This is a genomic window from Mesorhizobium sp. M0088 (assembly GCF_040322895.1).
In the GTDB taxonomy this organism is placed as follows: Bacteria; Pseudomonadota; Alphaproteobacteria; order Rhizobiales; family Rhizobiaceae; genus Mesorhizobium.
This window is the reverse complement of the sequence record NZ_JAMYUI010000010.1, coordinates 1-21,651: the sequence shown is the minus strand read 5'-3', so window position 1 is coordinate 21,651 and position 21,651 is coordinate 1. Positions and strand designations below refer to the sequence as shown.

General features: G+C 63.5%; 18 protein-coding genes. 3 read left to right on the top strand and 15 right to left on the bottom strand.

The annotated features are described in order from the left end of the window. Positions 1–23 precede the first annotated feature (23 nt). From NKJ67_RS13730 to NKJ67_RS13670, 13 genes are all read right to left on the bottom strand, one after another. A complete protein-coding gene (locus NKJ67_RS13730; RefSeq protein ID WP_127266430.1) occupies positions 24–1,331 on the bottom strand; it encodes an ABC transporter substrate-binding protein in 1,308 nt (435 codons plus the stop codon). A gap of 63 nt (positions 1,332–1,394) precedes the next feature. Further along, positions 1,395–2,213: an SDR family NAD(P)-dependent oxidoreductase gene (locus tag NKJ67_RS13725; protein WP_352581662.1), complete on the bottom strand. Its 819-nt coding sequence runs from the start codon at positions 2,211–2,213 to the stop codon at positions 1,395–1,397. After that, positions 2,213–3,103: an intradiol ring-cleavage dioxygenase gene (locus NKJ67_RS13720; RefSeq protein ID WP_352581661.1), complete on the bottom strand. Its 891-nt coding sequence runs from the start codon at positions 3,101–3,103 to the stop codon at positions 2,213–2,215. The genes NKJ67_RS13725 and NKJ67_RS13720 overlap by 1 nt, the downstream gene beginning before the upstream one ends. A 10-nt stretch (positions 3,104–3,113) precedes the next feature. Continuing rightward, positions 3,114–4,868, bottom strand: coding sequence for an FAD-dependent oxidoreductase (locus NKJ67_RS13715; protein WP_352581660.1), 1,755 nt, complete (start codon positions 4,866–4,868; stop codon positions 3,114–3,116). Beyond that, positions 4,868–5,917, bottom strand: coding sequence for a branched-chain amino acid ABC transporter permease (locus NKJ67_RS13710; protein ID WP_352581659.1), 1,050 nt, complete (start codon positions 5,915–5,917; stop codon positions 4,868–4,870). Before NKJ67_RS13710 ends, NKJ67_RS13715 begins: the two co-directional genes overlap by 1 nt. Before the next feature lie 8 nt (positions 5,918–5,925). After that, positions 5,926–6,789 carry a branched-chain amino acid ABC transporter permease gene (locus NKJ67_RS13705; protein WP_352581658.1) on the bottom strand — a complete coding sequence of 288 codons (864 nt, stop codon included), beginning with the start codon at positions 6,787–6,789 and terminating at the stop codon, positions 5,926–5,928. A 67-nt stretch (positions 6,790–6,856) separates the two neighbouring features. Continuing rightward, complete coding sequence (locus NKJ67_RS13700; RefSeq protein WP_352581657.1) at positions 6,857–7,558, bottom strand: ABC transporter ATP-binding protein; 702 nt, start codon at positions 7,556–7,558, stop codon at positions 6,857–6,859. Further along, a complete protein-coding gene (locus tag NKJ67_RS13695; protein WP_352556029.1) occupies positions 7,558–8,274 on the bottom strand; it encodes an ABC transporter ATP-binding protein in 717 nt (238 codons plus the stop codon). The genes NKJ67_RS13700 and NKJ67_RS13695 overlap by 1 nt, the downstream gene beginning before the upstream one ends. Before the next feature lie 59 nt (positions 8,275–8,333). Next, the gene (locus NKJ67_RS13690; RefSeq protein WP_352581656.1) at positions 8,334–9,608 is read right to left on the bottom strand and encodes an ABC transporter substrate-binding protein; all 1,275 of its coding nucleotides are present in this window, start codon (positions 9,606–9,608) and stop codon (positions 8,334–8,336) included. Between the two features lie 27 nt (positions 9,609–9,635). Beyond that, the gene (locus NKJ67_RS13685) at positions 9,636–10,700 is read right to left on the bottom strand and encodes a maleylacetate reductase (RefSeq protein WP_352581655.1); all 1,065 of its coding nucleotides are present in this window, start codon (positions 10,698–10,700) and stop codon (positions 9,636–9,638) included. After that, positions 10,697–11,356 carry an alpha/beta hydrolase gene (locus NKJ67_RS13680; protein ID WP_352443267.1) on the bottom strand — a complete coding sequence of 220 codons (660 nt, stop codon included), beginning with the start codon at positions 11,354–11,356 and terminating at the stop codon, positions 10,697–10,699. The genes NKJ67_RS13685 and NKJ67_RS13680 overlap by 4 nt, the downstream gene beginning before the upstream one ends. Then, a complete protein-coding gene (locus NKJ67_RS13675; RefSeq protein WP_352581654.1) occupies positions 11,353–12,312 on the bottom strand; it encodes a VOC family protein in 960 nt (319 codons plus the stop codon). The genes NKJ67_RS13680 and NKJ67_RS13675 overlap by 4 nt, the downstream gene beginning before the upstream one ends. A gap of 3 nt (positions 12,313–12,315) precedes the next feature. Then, the gene (locus NKJ67_RS13670; RefSeq protein ID WP_352581759.1) at positions 12,316–13,221 is read right to left on the bottom strand and encodes a dioxygenase family protein; all 906 of its coding nucleotides are present in this window, start codon (positions 13,219–13,221) and stop codon (positions 12,316–12,318) included. 93 nt (positions 13,222–13,314) lie between these two features. Between NKJ67_RS13670 and NKJ67_RS13665 the strand changes: the two genes are divergently transcribed. Together NKJ67_RS13665 and NKJ67_RS13660 are read left to right on the top strand one after the other, a co-directional pair. Continuing rightward, on the top strand, positions 13,315–14,265 hold the full coding sequence (locus NKJ67_RS13665) for a LysR family transcriptional regulator (RefSeq protein WP_023808937.1): 951 nt from the start codon (positions 13,315–13,317) through the stop codon (positions 14,263–14,265). A gap of 504 nt (positions 14,266–14,769) precedes the next feature. Continuing rightward, entirely contained in the window at positions 14,770–15,795 is a 1,026-nt protein-coding gene (locus NKJ67_RS13660; protein ID WP_352581653.1) for an NAD-dependent epimerase, read from the top strand. 399 nt (positions 15,796–16,194) lie between these two features. Here the strand turns inward: NKJ67_RS13660 and NKJ67_RS13655 are convergent, their stop codons facing one another. Continuing rightward, entirely contained in the window at positions 16,195–17,571 is a 1,377-nt protein-coding gene (locus NKJ67_RS13655; RefSeq protein ID WP_352581652.1) for an HlyD family type I secretion periplasmic adaptor subunit, read from the bottom strand. Continuing rightward, positions 17,564–19,315 (bottom strand): type I secretion system permease/ATPase, encoded by a 1,752-nt coding sequence (locus tag NKJ67_RS13650; RefSeq protein WP_352581651.1) that lies wholly within the window; start codon positions 19,313–19,315, stop codon positions 17,564–17,566. Before NKJ67_RS13650 ends, NKJ67_RS13655 begins: the two co-directional genes overlap by 8 nt. A gap of 454 nt (positions 19,316–19,769) precedes the next feature. Between NKJ67_RS13650 and NKJ67_RS13645 the strand changes: the two genes are divergently transcribed. Beyond that, entirely contained in the window at positions 19,770–21,500 is a 1,731-nt protein-coding gene (locus NKJ67_RS13645; protein WP_352581650.1) for a calcium-binding protein, read from the top strand. Positions 21,501–21,651 lie beyond the last annotated feature (151 nt).

Here is a 21,651-nt window from a genome sequence, read left to right as displayed (position 1 = left end):
CTCTGCCCGCGTTCCCGCTCATGTCACCAGGCGATCGGCTGGATAGCCTGCTGCGGCGCGAAGAGCTGATTGACAGTGTTGTCGACGATCTTCAGGTCATAAGGCCATTTCTCGCCCTTCACCCACTGGCCGCCGAAGATCGGCGTCTTGCAGATGTTCTTGTGGGGCGAGCCGTCGAACTTGATATGACCGACCAGCGTCTGCAGATCGGTAGCGACCAGAGCGTCACGATTGGCCGCACGGTCGAGCGGATTGGAAGAGCGCTTCAGTATGTCGAGGGCGACCTCGAGCAAGGCATGCGAATAGCCCAGCGGCTGCGTCCACTGGCGCTTCGTATCGGCTTCCCATTGGCTGGCGATGTCGCTGCTGACCTGGCCGGTCAGCGACGACTTGAACGGGAAGGCCGGGGTCCACCAGACCTCCGAGGACATGCCGTTGCCTAGAGGACCCATGGCCTCGACGCCACCCGGGAACAAGAGCGCCGCCGCCACCGTGACCGCCTTCGGCTTGAAGCCCTGCTGGTTGCACTGGGTGACGAAGGTCTTCAGATCGTCGGGATAGGTAATGCCGCCGATGATCTCGCAGCCCTGCTTCTTGAACTCGGCTATCTGTGCGGAAAAATCATTGGTGCGGGGCTGGAAATAGCCGGGCACCACGACCTCGTAGCCGGCCTTGCGGGTCGGCGCTGGCAAGCCATATTCGTCGTTGCCCCAGGTCTCGCCGTCGATGTTCTGGGGGAACAGCATCCCGACCTTCTTGTTGGTCTCCAGATGGTTCCAGAGCCCGACGAAGGTGTTCAACGCCTCGTCGAGGCCCCAGAAGAAATGATAGGTCCAGTCGAAGGTCTGCTTGCCGCCGCCGCGCGGCATGATCACCGCTTGCCAGGGAGCGCCCGAGGAAATGCAGGGCGTTTCATAGAGCTCGGCCTGCTCGGCCGCGGGCAGGATCGTGTCGGTGGTCGAGGCCGGCACGAGCAGATGCACCTCGTCGTTCAGGATCAGATTGCCGGCGATTTCCGATGCCTTGTTCGGATTGGACTGGCTGTCGCGGTCAAGAATCTCGATTTCGTAGGTATTGCCGTCGGCGCATTGCAGTTGGCCGCCGAGCAGGGCGCGGATCTTCTGCAAGGTGTAGCCATCCGTTTCACCAAACAGGGCGAGCGGTCCGGTCGTCGGGCTGAGATAGCCGAGCTTGATCTTTCCCGCCGTCGCGGCGCGCACATAGGCCGGCATGCCAAGCGTGCTGGCGGCAAGGCCGGCTCCAATCCCCTTCAGGACGCTTCGGCGGCTGGGCCGCAAGCCCGATTTCACCAGTCTGTTGTAGTAGCTCATCGTCGGTTCCTCCCTGGGTTAAGTTTCTCCGGCCCACGGGACCGGTCTCAGTTCAAAGCGGCTTCAGGTCATCCTCAGCAGTGAGCCGCCATCGATGACGATCAGCGAGCCCGTGACGTAAGACGCGGCCGGCGACGCCAGATAAAGCGCCAGGCCCTTGATCTCTTCCGGGTCGCCGATCCGACCGAGCAGCGACTGGGCCTCGAAGGCCTTGCGGTCCGCCGGATTGCGCAGCCGGCCGCCGGCGATGTTGGTGATGAACGGTCCGGGCAGGATGGCATTGATGCGGATGTTGTAGGCGCCAAGCTCCATCGCCATGTGGCGAACGAGATGGTTCACCGCGGCCTTGGCGGGCATGTAGGGCGTGCCCACGATGCTCTCGTTGATCAGCGATGCAATGGACGACGTGACGATGATCTGGCCGCCGCCATTCGGCTTCATGTGCCGGACGGCATGCTTGATCGTGGTGTAGACCGAGGTCAGGTTGATCTCGATCACCTTGTCCCAGTGCTCGTCGGGCAGGTTCTCGATGGCGCCCTCGGAGTTCCTTTCGCCCGTCGGGGTGTTGAAGCCCGGCCCGGCATCGATCCCGGCATTGGCGAACACGACATCGATCGAGCCTGCCTTCCCGGCGACCTTGTCGAAGGCTGCGGCCATGGCCGCGCGGTCGCCGACATCGACAACCTGGCCCCAGACATCGCCACCCACCGCCCTGATCGCGGCCACGGTCGCGTCAAGCCCGGCAGGGTTCAGGTCGAAGATACAAACCTTCGCTCCGTGCTCGGCCATGATCTCGGCATAGGCCTGCCCGATGCCGCTGGCGCCCCCGGTGACGATCACCGACTTGCCTCTGACATCGAACATCTTTTCAAGTGCGGCCATCAGTTTCCTCCCTTGTGCGACAGCACGAAGTCGAACTCCACGTCGTAGAACGGGGCCGCAACCTCGACCCTGGCGGCAGCTTCGGCGTCCTCGACCTTGCGGAATTCGGCGAGCAGGCTCTTCTTCACGCCGAAGACGGCATCTGAATCGATGTACGGGTCGTCCGGGTCGAAGATGTGCGTGGTCAGCGCTTCGAAGCCCGCGGCCTCGACGATGTAGTGGAGATGCGCCGGACGATTTGGGTGACGCCCCAGCGCGCCCAGCAGCTTGCCGACCGGGCCGTCGTCCGGGATCGGGTAGTATTTGGGCTTCACGCCGCGGAACCAGTAGCGCCCGTCCGCGCCGGTGCGGAAGACGCCGCGCAGGTTGAAGTCGGGTTGGATGCCCTTCTGCTGCACGTCGTAGAAGCCCTCGTCATTGGCCTGCCAGACGTCGATCTTGGCGCCTGCGATCGGGTTGCCCTCGGTATCGAGGATGCGGCCATGCACGAACATGGGCTCGCCCTTCTGGTCGAGGCAGATGTTGGAGCCCATCGGCAGTTCGGGGGCGTCGGCGACGTGGAAGGGTCCCAGCACCGTCGATTCCGAGGCGCCCGACGGCTTGCGGTTGTTGATCGCATCGACCAGCATCGAGACACCGAGAACATCCGACAGCAGGATGTATTCCTGCCGCCACTCGTTGCAGATCTGGCCTGTCCGCGTCAGGAACATGATCGCGCCGAACCATTCCTCCTGTGTCGGCTCGATCTCCTTCACCGCCTCGTGCAGCTTGCGGGTGATGACCTCCATCACCTCTTTGAGTCGCTCGTCCTTGGCGTTCCTGTTCCGCGCCACCACGACCTCGGCCGAGTTCGCTTCGGTGAAATAGCCGGATTCGTGTTCGTCGATCATGCGATCCTCCTCAGCGCGCCAGAACGGATTTGAAGACCCGGCGCAGTTCGGCCGCCGGATCGGCCGCCAGCGTTTCGGAACGCCAGGCAACATGATGGTCGGGACGAACGATCAGGCAGCCGTTGTCGCGGATCTCCCGCGCGCCGGCCCAGTCGCCGGTATGATCCTCGATCGCGCGACGCGGGCCGATCACATGGCTGCGGATCGGCAGACCGAGTTCCGCGCCCACCGTCTCCGCCGCTGCGACCCACGCCTCGCCGCCAATGCCGGTCAACAGCGTGAACTCGCCATGCCCGCAAAGATCGAGCGTCGAGACTTTCCTGCCGGAGCGCTCGAAGACCCAGACATGCGGCAAGCGCGCACCGGGCCACGTTGTCGGCGCATAATGCAGCTCGCGATCCTTCTCGAAAGGCGGCTCGCCCTGGCCGTCGGTCACCACCGCGCCGGAGGCATAGCGCTGGTTCATCTCGACGCCATGGGCGTCGAACTCGTACTTCTTGAAGGCGATGGCCTTGCGGAGCGCCTCGCGCTGCGCTTCGGCGACGGGCGTCGCATCGGCGCGAGCCTCCATGTTCCTGTGGATCTTGTCGTGATCCACGCCGCCGTCCATGCCGAGCGCCTCGAAGATCGGTCCGAATTCGGCGATGGACTGGTTCGCCCGTGTCACGATCTGGCGCGCGATCGGTGCGCGCTCGGCCGAGAAGCTGTCCAGAAGCCCGACCCCCGCCTGCCCCTTGACGACCTTGGCAAGCTTCCAGGCGAGGTTGAACCCGTCCTGGATCGATGTGTTCGAGCCGAGCCCGTTCGAGGGCGGATGCCGGTGCGCGGCATCGCCCATGATGAACACCCGCCCCTTCTGCATGTGCGTGGCGAAGCAGTTGTTCACGGTCCAGGTGTTGGCGCCCAGGAGCTCGATCTCGAGCGCGGGATCTCCGACCAGTTGACGCGCGACGCTGGTGGCCAGTTCCGGCGTCACTTCAGGCGGCGGCTGGTTGATGTCGTAGCCCCAGACGATCAGCCATTCGTCCCACGGCCGCACCATGCGCACGAGACCCATGCCGATGCCGCCGACGTCGGCGCCGGGCTGCATGACCCAGTAGAGGACGCTCGGCCGGTGGGCGACATATTTCGAGAGATCGGCCCTGAACAGGATGTTCATCGAGCCGCCGACGCCCATCTTGCCCTCGAGCGGCAGGCCCAGATGCTCGGCCACCAGCGAGTTGCCGCCGTCGGCGCCGACGAGGAACTTCGACCGCACGGTGAAATCCTTGCCCGACAGCCGATCGTGGCAGGTCGTCGTCACGCCGTCCGCATCCTGGACATGGCTGACATATTCCGTGCTCATGCGGGCCTGCGTGCCGCGGGCGCAGGCCGACTTGAACAGGATCGGCTCCATGAAGGTCTGCGGCAGATCGTTCATGAAGCAGGGAGACGACAGGAGATGTTCGGCCTTGGAGAGCGGATGGACGCCCCAGCTTTTCATGCGGCCGATCTCCTCGCCGGCCAGGCTTTCGCAGAACACGTTCTCGCCCATCAGCTCCTGCGGGGAGGCGTGCATCATGGCCTCGGCCTCTACCTCCGGCCCAAGGTCTCGCAGCACTTCCATCGTGCGCTGGTTGGTGATGTGGGCACGCGGCGTGTTCGACAACCAGCGATAGCGATTGACGATCATGTTGGCGACGCCGTAGCTGGACAGCAGCGCGGCGGTGGCCGAGCCGGCCGGGCCAGTGCCGACGATCAGCACGTCGGTTTCGATATCCGCCATCAAATTCCTCCCTCGATCTTCGGACCGGTCAGCCTGCGGCGGACCGGAAACAGGTGCAGGCCATTGCGGGACGCGATCAGGCCCCACAGCCCCTTTGGTGCAAAAAGCATTACGACGACGGCGATGAGGCCGAGCGTCATCAAGTACCAGCTGCCGTAGTCGGCCAGCGCCGAGCGCAGCGCAAAGAAGACCAGCACACCGAGGATCGGCCCCTCAATGGTGCCGATGCCGCCGATGACGACTATGAAGATGACGTTGGCGGTCCAGTCGGTGACGGCAAAGGCCGCTCCCGGCGAGATGCGGGCAGTCTGCAGAAAGATCAGCGCGCCGGTCAGCCCGGTGGCGGCCGCGGCGATCAGAAAGACCGCCCATCTGAGCCGGCCGGTATCGACGCCGACCGATTGCGCCGCGTCGACATTGTCGCGCACCGCCGCCAGCGCCAGCCCGAGGCGATTGCGCAGCAGCCAATAGATGCCGCCGGTCACAGCCACGACCAGCGCCAAAGCCAGCCAGTAGGCCAGGACGTCGCGTGCCGCGGCCTCGCGGACGCCGAACAGCGCCCTGATCGCATCGGTGCCCAGAATACTGCTCGTCGCTTCGCGCGGCAGCGAAGTGCCGGTGCCGCCGCCGAGCGCCTTCCACTGCGCGACCAGCAGGCGCGTCACTTCAGCGATCACCCAGGTGCCGATGGCGAAATAGGCGCCCTGCAAACGGAATGCGAAGAAGGCCGTCGGAACCGCCAGCACCAGCGCCGCAAGCCCCCCCAGTGGGATCGCCAGGACCGGATTCCAGCCAAGCAGGATCACGCCGGCGAACATCGCGTAGGCGCCGATGCCGACGAAGGCCTGCTGACCCACCGAGACCAGGCCGCCATAGCCCGCCAGAAGGTTCCATATCTGCGCCAGCGTCAGCATGGTGAGGATGAAGAACAGATCCTGTATGACGCCCCGCGAGGCCACGGCAGGCAGCGCGAGCGCGGCGACGATGACGATCGGCACCGTGATCGCGGTTACGGTTCCGGCGCGGGTGCGGGTTGTCAGTCGATACATGCCGCCCCTCAATCCACTGCGCGCGGAAAAAGCCCGCGCGGTTTGAGCAGCATCACGGCCAGGAAGGCGATGTGGCCGGCCAGGATCTGCCATTCCGGATTGAGCGCGGCACCAAACGTCTGCGCCACGCCGATGATGATCCCGCCCGCGAGCGTTCCCCATAGGCTGCCGAGGCCGCCGATGATCACCGCCTCGAAGGCATAGATCAGCCGCGCCGGCCCGATCGAAGGATCGAAGTTTGCCCGCATGCCGAGATAGAGGGCCGCCAGCGTCACCACGACCATGGCGATCCCGGTGGCGATCGCGAAAATCCGCTTCGGCTCTATCCCCATCAGCCCCGCCGTCACGGCGTCGTCCGAGGTGGCGCGGAAGGCACGGCCGAGCGCGGTGTGGTAAAAGAGCCCGTTCAGGGCAATGATCATCACGATCGCCGAGGCAAAGGTCATCAGCGGCATGATCCCCACCGTGACCAGCCCGAGATCGAGCGATGCCCCTTCCAACGCGCCCACCGGAATACGGCGGCTGTCGGCGGAGAAGGCCTCGAGCAGGCCGTTCTGCAGGGCGACCGACAGGCCGAAGGTGACCAAAAGCGGCGGCAGGATGTCCTTGCCCAGCACGCGGTTCAGCACGACGGTCTGCAGCAGCCAGCCGAGCGCGAACATCGCCGGCATGGCGACCAGGGCAGCGATCCAGGGCGACAGGCCGAGCAGCGTGACGCCCATCAAAACCAGATAGGCGGCAAGAATGATGAGGTCGCCATGGGCGAGATTCACCAGCCGCATGATGCCGAAGACGAGGCTCAATCCCGCTGCAAACAGGGCATAGAGCCCGCCCAGCAGAATCCCCTGCACGAGGGTGTCCAGCCAGATCATCGCCGCGCCACCTCGATCAGGCCACAAGAGCGCTGCTCGAGCAGATGACGGAATCTCGGATCCCTGGTCATGCCGCCACCCCGAAATAGGCGGAATGGATGTCTTCGCGCGTGACCTCGGCCGCCCTGGCGGCCAGCGTGACGCGACCCTCCATCATGCAGTAGACCCGGTCGGCCACCGCCAGCGCCCTGCCGATATCCTGCTCCACCAGCACGATCGCGGCGCCGCTTTCGCGAATCCTGGGAAGGGCTGCGTAGATGTCGCGGATGACGACGGGGGCGAGGCCGAGGCTGATCTCGTCGCAGAGCAGCAATTGGGGGTTCGACATCAGCGCCCGGCCGATCGCCACCATCTGCTGCTGGCCGCCCGAGAGCGCTGTGCCGGGGCTCTTGCGCCGCTCGCGCAGGATCGGAAAAAGATCATAGACCGCGTCGAGGTTCCACGGCCCCGGCACCTGGCGCGCCTGCCCGCCGACCAGCAGGTTTTCCTCGACGGTCAGCGAAGGGAACAGTCGGCGCCCCTCCGGCACCATGGCGATGCCGCGCTTCATGATCTCGGCCGAAGACAGCGCGCCAATCGGCTCGCCCCTGTGCAGCACCATGCCGGGCTCGTTGCCGATCACGCCCGTGATCGAGCGCATCAGCGTGGATTTTCCGGCGCCATTGGCGCCGATGATCGCCACGCATTCGCCCGCGGCCACGCTGATATCCACACCGAACAGCGCCCGGAACTGGCCGTAATTCGCGGTGAGGCCGCGCGTTTCCAGCATCAGACCTCGAGCCCCAGATAGATTTCGCGAACCGCCTTCGAGGCCATGATCTCATCAGGCGCACCGATCCCGATCACACGCCCGAAATCCAGCACGAGAAGCCGCTCTACCACCGAATTCAGGGCGTGCAGCACATGCTCGATCCAGATGATTGTCGTGCCCCTGGCATGGATCGCCTTGATCGTCGCGACCAGGGCCTTGCATTCGCCCTCCGTCAGACCGCCGGCGATCTCGTCCAGAAGCAGAAGCTCAGGGCCTGTCGCCAGGGCGCGGGCGAGTTCGAGGCGCTTGCGGTCGAGAAGGCTCAGCGAGCCGGCCACGAAATTGGCCTTCCTGAGAAGCTCCGTCTCCTCGAGGATACCAGCGCAATCGTCGACCATCTCGGCCTCGCGTCCGCCGCGGCCGAAGGCGGCAGCGGTCAAGAGATTTTCGAACACGGTCAGCCCCTCGAAAGGCTGCGGAATCTGGAAGCTGCGGCCAACGCCCATGCGCGCCCGCTCCATCGCCGGAGCACGGGTCACGTCGCGGCCGAGCAATTCGATGCGACCCTCATTTGCAAACAGATTGCCGGTGATCAGGTTGAAGAGCGTCGATTTTCCGGCGCCGTTCGGGCCGATAATGCCCAGCGCTTCGCCGCGCGGCACGCTGACGGTCACGGAATCCGCAACCTTCAAGGCGCCGAAGGACTTCGAAACGTTTTCCAGCCTGAGTATCATCACTGTCATCCTTGGGTCGCGCCGAACGAGGGCGGCGGTATCAGCCGCCCTCGGCAGCGTCAGGCCAGGGCTTCCATCTTGCCGGCGGTGGGTATCTGGGAGGCGCCGGCGTTTTCGACGATCACCAGATCGAAGCCGCCACCGGCCTTCTTGCGCCACTGCCCGCCAACGAGCGGCGTCTTGCAGACGTTCTTCGCGGCGAAAGGTGGCAATCCCGCACCGCTCCAGGCCACCTTGCCCACTACCGTCGTCAAGTCGGTGGCCGCTATCGCCGCCGCGATCGCCTCGGCATTGGTTGGATCCGACACGCGGCCCATGACATTGGCCGCCACCTCGAACAGCGAATGGACAAAACCGATCGGCTGGGTCCAGGGACGGCCGGTCTTGGCGGTGAAATCCGCAGCGAGTTCGGCCGAACTCTCGCCCGTCAGCGACGATTTGAACGGATGCGAGGCCGACCACCAGACCTCGGACGAGAGGTTGTGGCCGGCGTCGCCGAGCGTCTCGACCGATTGCGGGAAAAGGATCGCCTTGGCCACCGTCACCGCCTTGGGCTTGAAGCCCTGCTGGCGGGCCTGGTTCCAGAAGGTGGTGAAGTCGGGCGGAATGACCACCCCGGTAACGATCTCGGCATTGGCGGCTTTGAAGGCGTTGACCTGCGCGGTGAAATCGTCCGAAAGGTTCTGATAGCGGCCAGGATCGGCAAGGCTGAAGCCGGCGGCGTCGAGGCCGGGCTTCAACCCATTCTTCGGGTCGCCCCAGGCATTGCCGTCGGCATCGTTGGGGAACAGCCCGCCCACCTTGCCGTTGGTGGAAAGCTGCTTCCACATGCCGGTGTAGACGGCGATGATGTCTTCGAGACCCCAGAAATAATGATAGGCGAAGTTGAAAGGCTTCCACGAGGCCGGATCGGCCGGACTGCCCTGCTGGCCGATGAACCAGGGCTGCCACGGCGCCATCGTCGAGATGACCGGCACGCCCTCCGCCTCGCAGGTGGTGGCCACTGGGTTGGTGTTCTCGGGCGTCGAGCCGACGAGCATCAGGTTGATCTCGTCATCGACGATCAGGCTCTTCGCCACCTCGGCCGCGCGATTGGGGTTCGACTGGCTGTCCTTGACGATGACCTCGAAGTTCTTGCCTGCCTCGGAAGCGAGGAAGGCCTTGATGTTGTAGGCATCGCTCTCCGCAAAGCCGGCGAGCGGCCCGGTCTGCGGCGAAACATAGCCCAGGCGGATCTTGGCGCCTTGCGCGATAGCCGGCGTCGCCAGGCGCGAACCGGCGAGCGCCAGGCCCGTCGCCGCCGAGGCTTTCAGTAGGCTGCGTCTTGTGATCATGTGAAGTTCCTCCCTCTTGTTTTATTCTCAAGCCCCCGGACGGCGTCCCTCCCACGCCGACTGAAGGAGTTCCCTTATCGATCCCGGATCGATGGGCCTTGGATTCGCATAGGCATTCTTGACCGCGATCGCCGCCGCGCGGTCGAGATCGGTCTCCTCGATACCGATCGCCTTCAAGCTCAGCGGAGAGCCGACCGACTGTGCGAAATCCCAGAGCCCGCTGCCCGCCGAGCCACCACCGAATGCGTCGGCGATCGGGCCCAGCAGATCGGGCACCGCCGCTTCGTTGAAGGCGGTCGTGTACGGCAGCAGAATGGCGTGGGTTTCGGCATGCGGCGTGTCGAACGAGCCGCCGAAGACATGCACCAGCTTGTGATGCAGCGCCATCGAGACATAGCCGAGCGCGGTCGAGCAGCACCACGCCGCATAGAGCGCCTGCATCCGCGCCGCGCGATCCCGCGGATCGCCGATCAGCCTTGGAATGCCGTCCCGGAAGGCAACCATGGCATCCCTGCACATCAGCACGATCACCGGATTGCGATCGGGGGCATACAAGGCTTCCATCGCGTGAGCGATCGCGTTCATCGCCGAGGTGACGGTGAGACTGACCGGCAGGCTCAGTGTCAGATCGACGTCGTAGATCACCGTCTCGGGGCGAATGTCCGGCGAGCGGCGAGTGGTCTTCTCGCCGGCCGCCGTCTCGCCGAGGATGTCGGTCATTTCAGAACCGGCATAGGTGGTGGGAATGACCACCTGATCGGCGCCGGTGCGCACCGCAATGGCCTTGCCGAGCCCGGTGGTCGAGCCGCCGCCCAAGCTGACGACCGCCGAAGCGCCGCTGCTGCGGAAGGCGTCGACGGCCTTTTCCGTAACCTCGACGGGCGTATGCATGACCGCGCCGGCAAATATCCCGGCGGCGAGGCCGCCAAGACTTGCGGCCAGTCTTTCCGCATCGCCCTTCTGATGCGGTGTCGACAGCACCATCACCTTGTCATGGCCGAGCCGCCGGACTTCCTCCTCGACCCGAGCCATGGTGCCGGCACCGAAGACCACCCGTGTCGTCAGGCCCGGAAAGGTGAAGCTGTCCATCATCGCGCCGCCTCCATGCGCGGGCCACGCCCGGCCGCGAGGTCGTCGAGCATCGTGCCCAGCATGGCAATCTCGGCGTCCGAGACCTCATGACCGCGGCCCGGGAACAGATCGGCCCGCAGGCTCGCGCCAATCCGGCCCAGCGATTGCGCGGCATCGGCAAACGCCGAGACCGGAATCCAGGGATCGGCATCGCCACCGGAAAGATAGATCGGCATTCCGGCCGGCGCGGCCTCCGATCTTTCGTCCGCCGGAACACCGACACGGCAGCCCGTGAAGGCCGCCAAAGCATCCGGCGGCGGCAGCCCCGCGCAGAGGTATTCGATCGACAGACACGCCCCTTGCGAGAAGCCCGCGAGAAGAAGCGGCAGTCCGGGCAGTTCGGCCCGCGCCGCGACCATTGCGGCCGCAAGGTGGTCGAGCGCGTCGGAAAGCTGCGCCCGGGCGACCGGCGTCAACGGGTCGACGGCACGCGCCTCCCACCACATGCCGTGTGGTGCACGCGGCAGGATAAAGGCCACGGCGGTCGCGGAAAGCCGCGACAGCACATGCGACTGCATCTCTTCGGGCGATTGGCCACGGCCGTGGACGAAGACGCAGATCGCCTTCGCCTCCGGGCCTCTTGGCCCAAGCCGGAGCGGACCGCTGCCTGAACTCACGTGAAATCCGCCTCTTCCAGGCCGACCTGCAATTCGCTCTCACGGTCCTTGAACCATGGCGGGAAGACCAGCGTCTTGCCGATCTGGCCCGGGGGCTCGTCCTTGGCCCAGCCTTCGGGCGTAGTCCAGGCAATTTCGAACAGCGCGCCTCCGGGCGAGCGGACATAGCAGGACTTGAAGTAGTTGCGGTCCTTCTGCTCCGAAATATCGGTGAAGCCGAGACCCTCGATATGAGCGCGCAGTTTCAGCTGGTTCTCTTCGTCGCCGGTGTTGAGGGCGAGGTGGTGGATGGTGCCGCCCGCCAGCGTCCAGGTGCCCTGCGGGCTGTCGCGATCGACAATGACCTCCACGCGCTGCGCGACGCCGGCCGCGTCCGGCACGCGGAACACAAGCCCCTCGTGGTCATCGGCCTCTTTCTCCATCGGCAATGCGATGGTCAGGAAGTCGTCCATGGCGGTGCGGTCCATCACCGCCACCACGGCGCCGTAGATTCCCTTGATGCCGTTGGCCTTGCCGATGCCCTGCGCCTCGTTGGTGATGGGCGCGCGTGGATCCCTGTCGCTTTCCACCAGCTCATGCGGGATGCCGCAGGGATGTGCGAAAGCCGCACGGTCAGCGCCAAAACGCGTGATCTTGATCGCCTCGATACCGCGCGCGTTCAACCGGTCCACCCAGAAATCCGCGGCCCCTTTGGGGATCGACTGCATGATGGTGCGCGACTGGTTGGACCCGCGGCGGCCATAGACGCCCGGCTTGCGGAACGGGAAGGTGGTGATGATCGTCGAGGCATCGCCATTGGGCGAGCCGTAATAGAGGTGGTAGACCGGGATGACGCCGTCGAACAAGACCGTGCGCTTCACCGAATGCAGGCCCAGTGCCTTGGTATAGAAATCAAAATCTTCCTGAGCGCTGTCGGTCGAGAGCGTCAAATGGTGGTAGCCGCTGACACGTGCCATCGGTCATCTCCTCCCAGAGGTTTCGGTTTCGCCCCGCCGCTGTGGACAGAGCACGAGGTTGAGATCGAGCGCGTGCTTCCGTTTTCCTCCGTTGGGCGGCAGCGCGCGGAACTCGGCCATGAGGTCGGGTTTGACCCCGAAGATGGCATCCCGGCCGATCGCAGGGTCCGACCGGTCAAAGATGTGGGTCGTCAGCGTTTCGAAGCCCTCCGCCGAGACGCGAAAATGGATATGGGCCGGCCGCTCGAGGCCAAGGCCAAGCGCTGACATCAATTGACCGACCGGTCCGTCCGATGGCAACGTGTAGCCCTTCGGCTTCACCGTCACGAAGACGAAGCGTCCCTGCGGATCGGTGCGGAACCGTCCACGCAAATTGAATTCCGGCTGCCTGTCGGGTTCCTGGTTCTCGTAGAGACCCTCGGCATTGGCCTGCCAGATCTCGACCATCGCATCGCCGATCGCATCGCCGTCGAGCGCGACGATCCGGCCCGCAACCTCCAGCTGCTCGCCCTTGTGATCGCGCGAGATGTTCGCGCCGAGCGGCATCTCCGGCACGTCGGCCCGGTAGAAGGGGCCGGCCAGGGTGTTTGGGGTCGCCCCAACAGGGCGCGGGCTGTTCTGATCCTCGATCAGCGACGACACGCCCAGGACGTCGGCGAACAGCACCCATTCCTGGCGCCGCGCATCGGCGTAGTGGCCAACCTCGGTCAGAAAATCGATCGCCTGGCGGAACTCCTCGCCCGAGGGTCGCAGCTCGACGATCAGCGCGTGCAAACCGTCGACGGCTGCCTGCGCCGCCGCCGCCAGGCGGGACTGGCCCATTGCCGTCAGGCGCCGTGAGAATTCCTCGGCCTGCGTCGAGATCGCCTTGGGGAATTCATCTCGCTTCGGGTCGTGCTGGCCGTGCATTCCGCCGGGGCCTCCCTTCCCCTTGCCAAGCGGGATAGCACGGCCCGACGCGATGCTTGATGAGATGTGGCGTCCCTTGTATAGCGTTTTGCTATGAAGCTGAACGAGCGCCACCTCATGCAGCTCGCCGCGGTGCTGGATGCCGGCGGCGTGTCGGAAGGAGCCGCCATGCTGGGTCTGACCCAGCCGGCGGTCAGTCGATCGCTGGCCATGCTGGAGGCGCGGGTGGGCGAGCCGCTTTTCCTCAAGGGTCGCCGGCCGCTGCAGGCGACACCGCTCGGCTTCCAGTTGGCGGCGCAGGGCCGCACGATCATCACCGCGTCGCGCAAGGCGTCGGATGCGGTCCAGGGCTTCATGAAAGGCACGAAGGGCGTCGTCCGTGTCGGCGGCGTGCCCTTCTTCATGGATGCGATGATCAGCCGGATGATCGGAGAATTCCAGAAGCTCGAACCCGAGGTCACCGTTCAGCAAAGCTATATGAACCTGCCCGAGATGGTCGCGGCGCTGGAGAGCAACCAGATCGATCTCGGGATCGTGCCGATCGGCGTGCTCGACCTGGGACCCGGCTTCGAATTCACCGAAATCCTGCCCGGACGCAACGTCGTGGCTTGCCGGCCCGACCATCCCCTGCTGCGAAATCGCCGCCTCAGGGCGCATGACCTGACCAGCTTTCCCTGGGTAGCCCCCCTACCCGGCTCTCCGCTGATGTCGGACCTGCAGATGATCCTGATGAGCATCGGCATGTCGGACCTCAACGTCCGCTATTCGGGAGGCTCGCTGATGAGCGTGATCAACTTCCTTGCCGAAACCGATGCGCTGGCGGTGCTGCCATTCTCCGTGGTCTTCGCGCAGCGCAAGGAAAACCGGGTGACGGTGCTGCCCTATGAAATTCCGCAGCCCAGCCGCTCGCTTGGTATCCTGCGCCGGGTCAGCGGACCGCGCTCGCCCGCGGCAGAGCGCTTCGCGGGCCACGTCACGACCGCCTTCGAGAATCTGAAGCACATCATCAAACGGCACGAGAATGCCGTCGTCTGGGGGCGGTAATCCAGCCGACATGGCGCCCCTTACAGCTCCAAGAGCCAGGAGCGGACGTTTGGAGCAGCGAGACGATCGGGCGTCCATTGGCCAGTCTCGTTTTTCCCGAACGGGATCCCGGTTTGAGGAGCTGAAGGGCACGCCGGTGAGCGCCAGTATCAGCGAAGCTGGTTCATGGCGCCTATTCAGCATCGCCAGCAATGAAGTGCGGCTCTCCCACCCCATTCCGTGCAGGAATGGAACTCCCGTGCCTGTATTCGGTTGGGTACAAAGCCGGCGTCCCACACGCGCTGGCAAGGGTGCGCTGAGGTGACAGATACTCGACGACGAAGAGGCCGAAGGTTTGTAAGTGCGAATATCGATCTTGGTTGAGCCTCCTGTCACCGGTTTGCCTTCACCTCACGGCGAGGGTAACTCCGCGCGACCAGATCAGCTAATGTCCTCCAAGACCCCGGGCGTCATCTACGACATCAAGGGTCTGTTCCCCAGGCATGTTACGGATGGGCGCTTCTGATGAGGGTTCTGGTCACCGGCGCGGCCGGCTTCATAGGGTATCACGTAGCGAAGCGGCTGCTGGAGCGCGGTGACGAGGTCGTCGGCATCGACAACGTCAACGACTACTACGATCCGCAGATCAAGGAGGCGAGGCTGCGGCTTCTGGACGAGGCGAGCCGCAAGACCAATGCCGGCTATCATTTCATCCGCGGCAATCTCGCCGACAAGAGCGTGGTCGACGCCTGCTTTGCCGACCATGCATTCGACCGGGTGATCCATCTCGCCGCCCAGGCCGGGGTTCGCTACAGCCTGGAAAACCCGCATGCCTATGTCGAAAGCAACATCGTCGCCTACACCAACATGCTGGAGGCCTGCCGCAACAGCGCCGTCGCGCACCTGACCTATGCCAGCACCTCCAGTGTCTACGGCGCCAACACCGACATGCCGTTTTCCGAACATCGTCCGGCCGACCATCCGCTGCAGTTCTACGCCGCGACCAAGCGCGCCAACGAGCTGATGGCGCACAGCTACAGCCATCTGTTCCGATTGCCGACGACCGGGCTTCGCTTCTTCACGGTGTATGGTCCCTGGGGTCGCCCGGACATGGCGCTGTTCCTGTTCACCAGGAACATCCTGGCCGGCGCGCCGGTCAAGCTGTTCAACAACGGCAATCACACGCGCGACTTCACCTATGTCGATGACATCGCCGAAGGCGTGATCCGCGCCAGCGACAGCCCGCCCACGGGCAATGCCGCCTGGGACTCCAGCCGTCCCGATCCGGCCACAAGCAGCGCCCCCTGGCGCATCTTCAACATCGGCAACAACAACCCGGTGAAGCTGACCGCCTATGTCGAGGCGCTGGAAAACGCGCTGGGCCGCAAAGCCATCGTCGAACTTTTGCCGCTGCAGCCCGGCGACGTGCCCGATACCTTCGCCGACACCTCGGCGCTGGAGCAGGCGGTCGGCTACCGCCCGACGACGACAGTGACCGAAGGGGTGGGGCGGTTCGTCGAGTGGTACCAGGCGTATTTCGGGCGGGGATAGACAAAGTCTTTGCAAGATCACGGCTGGCAAACTCGCCTCAGGCCACCGTCCAGTGATGCTCGATGGCTGCGCCAGCTCCTGCCAGCACGACGCCCACGGGATTGGCCGCCCCCCCGCAATTCGCACCACAGCAACACTGATCTTTGATGGGTGATGTTGCGGTTCCGCTCGCCCGCCATCCGCCATTCGCGTTCGTTTATTTCATTGGGCAAAAAACTACCGACAGCGGACAAACTGCCTCGCTATTCGAATGATGCGGTAGCGGCACATAACGCGCATGTTTCCTCCAGCCGGAGGCGCTTCATCCCCGCGCCGCCGGTTAGGCTCGACGGCCGCCCGCCCCCAAAAAGCCGTCGGGCCGCCAGAAATCCCGATCCTACTCGCCTCCCCTCCTCGCCATCACTGCGTAAACGCCTTGGACATCTGATCCGCAAATGGTTTCAACAGATAAGACCAGACATTGCGTTCATCGGTGCGGATATGAACCTCGGCGGGCATACCTGGCCTCAGCACCTTCGCTTCGGTCAGGCAGTTCGATTTGCTTTCAACCTTTATACGCGCCGAGAAATAGGAAAGCTGACGTTGCGGATCTTTAATCAGATCTGCCGAGATGTGTTTCACTGACCCTTGGCAGACCGGAGTGGTTCCCACGTCGAACGCCGGAAAACGGATCGATACCGGCTGCCCTGGCCGGACGTCGTCGACCCGCGACGGAGGGATCAGCGCGTCCACCACAAGATCGTCGGCATCAGGTACGATGGTCATGAGCATCTCGCCAGGCGCGATAACGCCGCCGACGGTATGGACAGCCGATTCCTGTATCGTTCCGGACTGCGGCGCGCGGATCGTTGTCTTGGTCAATTCATCCTGGGCCACAATCCTCCGTTCGTTGAGTTCAGTCTGCTTGGCTTCCGTCTCGCGGAGTTCGGTCGTCACGTCAGTGCGCCTTTGGTCATCCAGTTGCAGCATCTGCAACCCCGTTTCGCTGATGCGCGCCTGCGCTTCAGCTACTGCTGCAGCGAGGCGCCCCGATTCTCCCCTGGCCCGGGTGGCATCCAGCCTGATGTTGCTCACCCTCTCCTTGGAGACGAGTTTTTTGGCATAGAGGGAATCAACGTCGGCGAAATCCTTATTCAGCAGAGCAACCGATTCATCCACCGCGCTCTGTTGCGCTTTGAGGCCGTCGATCTGACGTTCAAGTTGCTGGGATTGGCTTCTCAACTGTGCCTTCTGTCCAGCCAAAGCCGAAGCGCGCGTTTCAAAGAGCGCGCGCTCGCCATTGACGAGCGCAGCCAGCTCCGGCTGGTTCATTCGCGCCTTCAGGCCGACCGGCAGTTGCATTTCCGCCAGGCCCGTTCGCTCAGCCTCCAGCCGAGCGAGCCGGACGGTCGCGCGATCGAGATCCTCACTGATGATTTGCAGGTTCGCGCGAGTCAGCGTGTCATCCAGCCTGACCAGCACGTCGCCGCCTCGCACATGATCTCCGTCCTGCGCGAAGATCCCGCCCACTGTGCCTCCGGTTTGATGCTGGACCTTCTTGACGTTGCTTTCCACCACCACGGTGGCTGGTGCAACCACAGCGCCGGCGATCTCGGTCAATCCCAGCCATAGGCCGCCGCCAAGGACCAGCAGACCGGTAATCGCCAAGCCGAATATCAGGTTGGCCCGTATACCGTCCGGCAGATCTGGCGCGCTCACGGCAGGCCGTTTGCTGCCACGAAGGGTCCGCGCATACGATGAGAAGGTGACGAATGTTTCGAGCAGACCTTCATGCATGTCCGGCAACACCCGGTATCGGCGCCAAAGAAGATGGCCGAGGTGAAACAGGCGGTGAAGGTCGGAGCACGTTCGCCAAGACCTGCTCGCGCGAGCCAAAGGCATGAACCGTTCCATTCGACATAACCAGTACCTGATCGATGTTGGCGAGTGCCGAAGGACGATGCGCAACGACAATGACGATGCCTCCGCGCTGACGCACTGCCCGTATGGCGCCGGCCAGGGCAGCGTCTCCGTCCACGTCGAGGTTCGAGTTCGGTTCGTCGAGCACGACAAGAAACGGCTCGCCATAAAGTGCTCGGGCGAGACCCACGAGTTGCCTCTGCCCTGCCGACAGGGCCGCTCCGCCCTCGCCGATGCGGGTCTGAAACCCCTGAGGGAGTTGCATTATCATTTTCTCGACGCCGGCTGCTCTTGCCGCCGCAAGGACGCCTTTTGGATCCGTCTTGCCTCGGAACCTCGAAATGTTGTCTGCTACCGTGCCGTCAAACAACTCCACATCCTGCGGCATGTAGCCGATATGGGCGCCGAGCTGTTCCGAGTTCCATTGATCGAGAGAGGCACCGTCCAATCTCACCGAGCCATGGAGCGGCTTCCACACTCCGACCAACGAACGCACCAAAGTTGTCTTGCCGGAACCGCTTGGGCCGATTACGGCCATCCCAGCGCCTCTCGACAGATGGAAGCTCACATTCACCACGGTTGGCTTTGGCAAGCCGGGCGGCGCAATGGTCAATTGCTCGACCGCAAACCGCGCCTGCGGCCGAGGCAACTCCATTGGCTCGTCCTGGCGGCCGAATGCCGCCATGACCGCTGCCAGCTCGGCATAGCTGCGCCGGGCCGACAGAAAGCCTCTCCAGTTTGCGATCGCAGCATCCACCGGGGCCAAGGCGCGGCCAAGCAAAATGGAAGATGCGATGATCACCCCAGGTGAAGCCTCGCCGCCGATCACCAGGTAAGCGCCGAGACCGAGAACACAGGACTGCAACGCCATCCGCAGGGCCTTCGACAGCGAACTGGCGCCACCAACGACGTCAGAGAGACGTTCCTGCTGGGCGAGATAGGCTCGGCTGACGTCGCTCCAGCGTCGAGCCAGTCGACCAGACAGCCCCATTGCGTGAACGACTTCGGCGTTGCGCCGGCCGGAATCGGCAAGCGCCCGCTGCGACAGCAGCTCCTCCGAGGCACGCGCGGCGGGGCCTCGGCTAAACACTTCCGCGATCGCTGTTAAGAGGACCACAGCGATCGCGCCGACCGTCGCCAGCAGGCCGAGCGAAGGATGGAGCAAATAAATGATCAGCAGATAAAAGGGGATCCACGGGGCGTCGAAGATGACCGTCGGTCCCGTTCCGGAGAGAAAGCCGCGCAGTCGGTCAAGATCGTGCAAAGGCTGCAGACGGTCCGCATCACGCCCTGCCTTGAGCGGCAGGGACAGGGAGATGGAGAACACCTTTTGCTGCAAATTCCTATAGAGACGGCTGCCGATGCGGACCAACACGCGAAGCCGCACGAAATCCAGAAGCCCATGGACCGCATACAGACCCAGCATGCCGATCGTGAACCCCACCAGGGTGGGAACGCTCTGCGACGGCAGAACGCGATCGTAAATCTGCAACATATAGACCGAACCGGTCAGAGCGAGAATGTTTATCACTGCCGAGAACAGCGCCACGCCAAGCAGCCCAGGCATGCAGGCGAGAATGGCGGAACGTAGCTCGGGAGAACCGGCCCCCGATGTTTTCATGACCAGCGGTCGTTCGCGCGACACTGCCGCGCCGTTACTTCCGTAAGTTGTAATGGCTCAAACCTTTCTTGATGCGCATAGCAGCCGCTATCCGTCGGCCCCCTTATTACGCTCTGCTTACATACGTCGACTTTGAGGAAAATGCAGCGGATTCGTGGCATGAGCCGGCGAAACGCGACCGCCGACGTCTCCCTGTCTGGGGATAACTTCCCGAAAAATGACGATTTTCGCTAAAGGAACTGGTCAGAACGGAGCCGGCAAAAGAGGCGTATGTCCTTGCTCCCAAACACTTTCAAAGGTGCCACAGTCGACTGAGCAAAATACCTGCTACTGAGCAACAACTTAGATCAATCAAACATTCTATCTCGCTGTGTTTCGTATTTGATTTCATCCTAATGTAGCAATCACCTAAGCAGACGCGGGGCATAAATCGAATCAACCAAAGGATCATTGGATGACACTCCATTATGCGTCCGGTGGATCAGCCACCGAAGTCGCAACCGCCGGGTTCAACCTGGTCGATGTTCAATATCTTTCGCAGGTCAATGCTTTGCCGGACGGCATGAAAGGCCTCGTCTATCTCGGAGCGCACGACGGCGTCACCTCCTCCTTCATTGAAAAAGTTACACCATTTCTGAACAACCCGAAGGTGTTCGGATTTTTCCTGATGGACGAGCCAGATCCCACCGGCAGGTGGGGCACATATGCAACTGCCGAAAACCTGAAAGCGGAATCGGATTGGATCCATTCCCATTTTCCGGGCGCCAAGACCTTCGTCACCATGATGAATATGGGGTCTCCTACAAATCCGGATTTTTCCAACACCTATAATCCGGCCAATACAGGCATCGACTATTACGGGTTGGACCCGTACCCGGTGCGCGATGACGTGAGCACGGTCGACTACAACATGATTGACAGGGCTGTGGGCGCGGCAGTGAAGTCCGGCATCCCGATCGACAAGATCATTCCGGTCTACCAGACTTTTGGCGGTGGCAACTGGACGACCGACACGGGCGGGAAGCATCAGATGCCAACGACGGAACAGATGCAAACGATGATAGATCATTGGGCAGCACTGGTTCCGTCGCCTGCCTTCGACTATGCCTATGCCTGGGGCTCGCAGAACGGTGACACAGCTCTGGAGAATTCGCCGGCGCTGCAGGCTTTCTTCCAGCAGCACAACCTCCAAAGCACCGGTGGCTCTGCCGCCCCGCCAGCAAGCGATCCGATCGATACCCCGACCACGCCACCACCAAGCGACGCCGGCGCCCCTGCTCCCGCCGCGCCGGCCCCGTCGGGCAGCGATCATATCTTCCATGGCACGCACGGCGCAGACGTTTTCCACGCGACCAAGGGCAATGACAAATATCTCGTCAACAATGCTCATGACAAGGTGATGGAAGCGCCAAGCGGGGGGTTCGACAAGGTCGTGGCCTCGGTGAGTTATGCTCTTACGGCGGGCTCACATATCGAGCAGCTCTCCACTGCCAGCTCTGGGGGCAGGACGGCCATCAACCTGACCGGCAATGAATTCGGCCAAGCCATCTACGGGAATGGCGGCGTCAACAAGATCAATGGTGGCGGTGGCGCCGACAAGATGACCGGCTATGGCGGCAATGACACCTATTACGTCGACAATGCCCACGACAAGGTGGTGGAGCAGAGAGGAAGCGGCGCCGATAAGGTTCTTGCCTCGGTGAGCTTCGCTCTTTCGGCTGGCTCGCATATCGAGCAACTCGCAACCACCAAGGCATCCAGCAAGGCCGCCATCAATCTGACCGGCAACGAATTCGGACAGACCATTCAAGGCAATGCCGGTAGCAACAAGATCGACGGCGGCGGCGGAGCCGATACGTTGAGCGGGCGTGGGGGCAGAGATGCCTTCGTGTTCAGTACCGCCCTTGGTGCTGGAAACGTCGACAAGATCACTGATTTCAACAAAGCCCAGGACAAAATCCACCTCGATCATTCCATCTTTGCCGGTCTCGATCAGGGGGGCCTCTCGTCGGACGCTTTCTTTGCCGGCAAAGCCGCGCATGACAGTTCCGATCACATTATCTACAACAGTTCGACGGGAGCTCTTTCTTTCGACAGCGACGGCGTCGGAGGCGCAAACCAGATCCATTTCGCGAGCCTCTCTCCGCATCTGTCGATTACCGCATCGTCTTTTCTGGTCACCTGAACCAGCCCAGCGAAGAAACGCTTTAAGAAGTCGGGGGGGGGGCGGGGGGGCGGCGCCGCCGGGGTCGGGGGGGGGGGGGGGGGCCACGCGGTGGGGCGGGGGGGGGCGGGCCCGCCGGCGCGGCGGCCCCGGGGGGGCGGGGGGCCCCGGC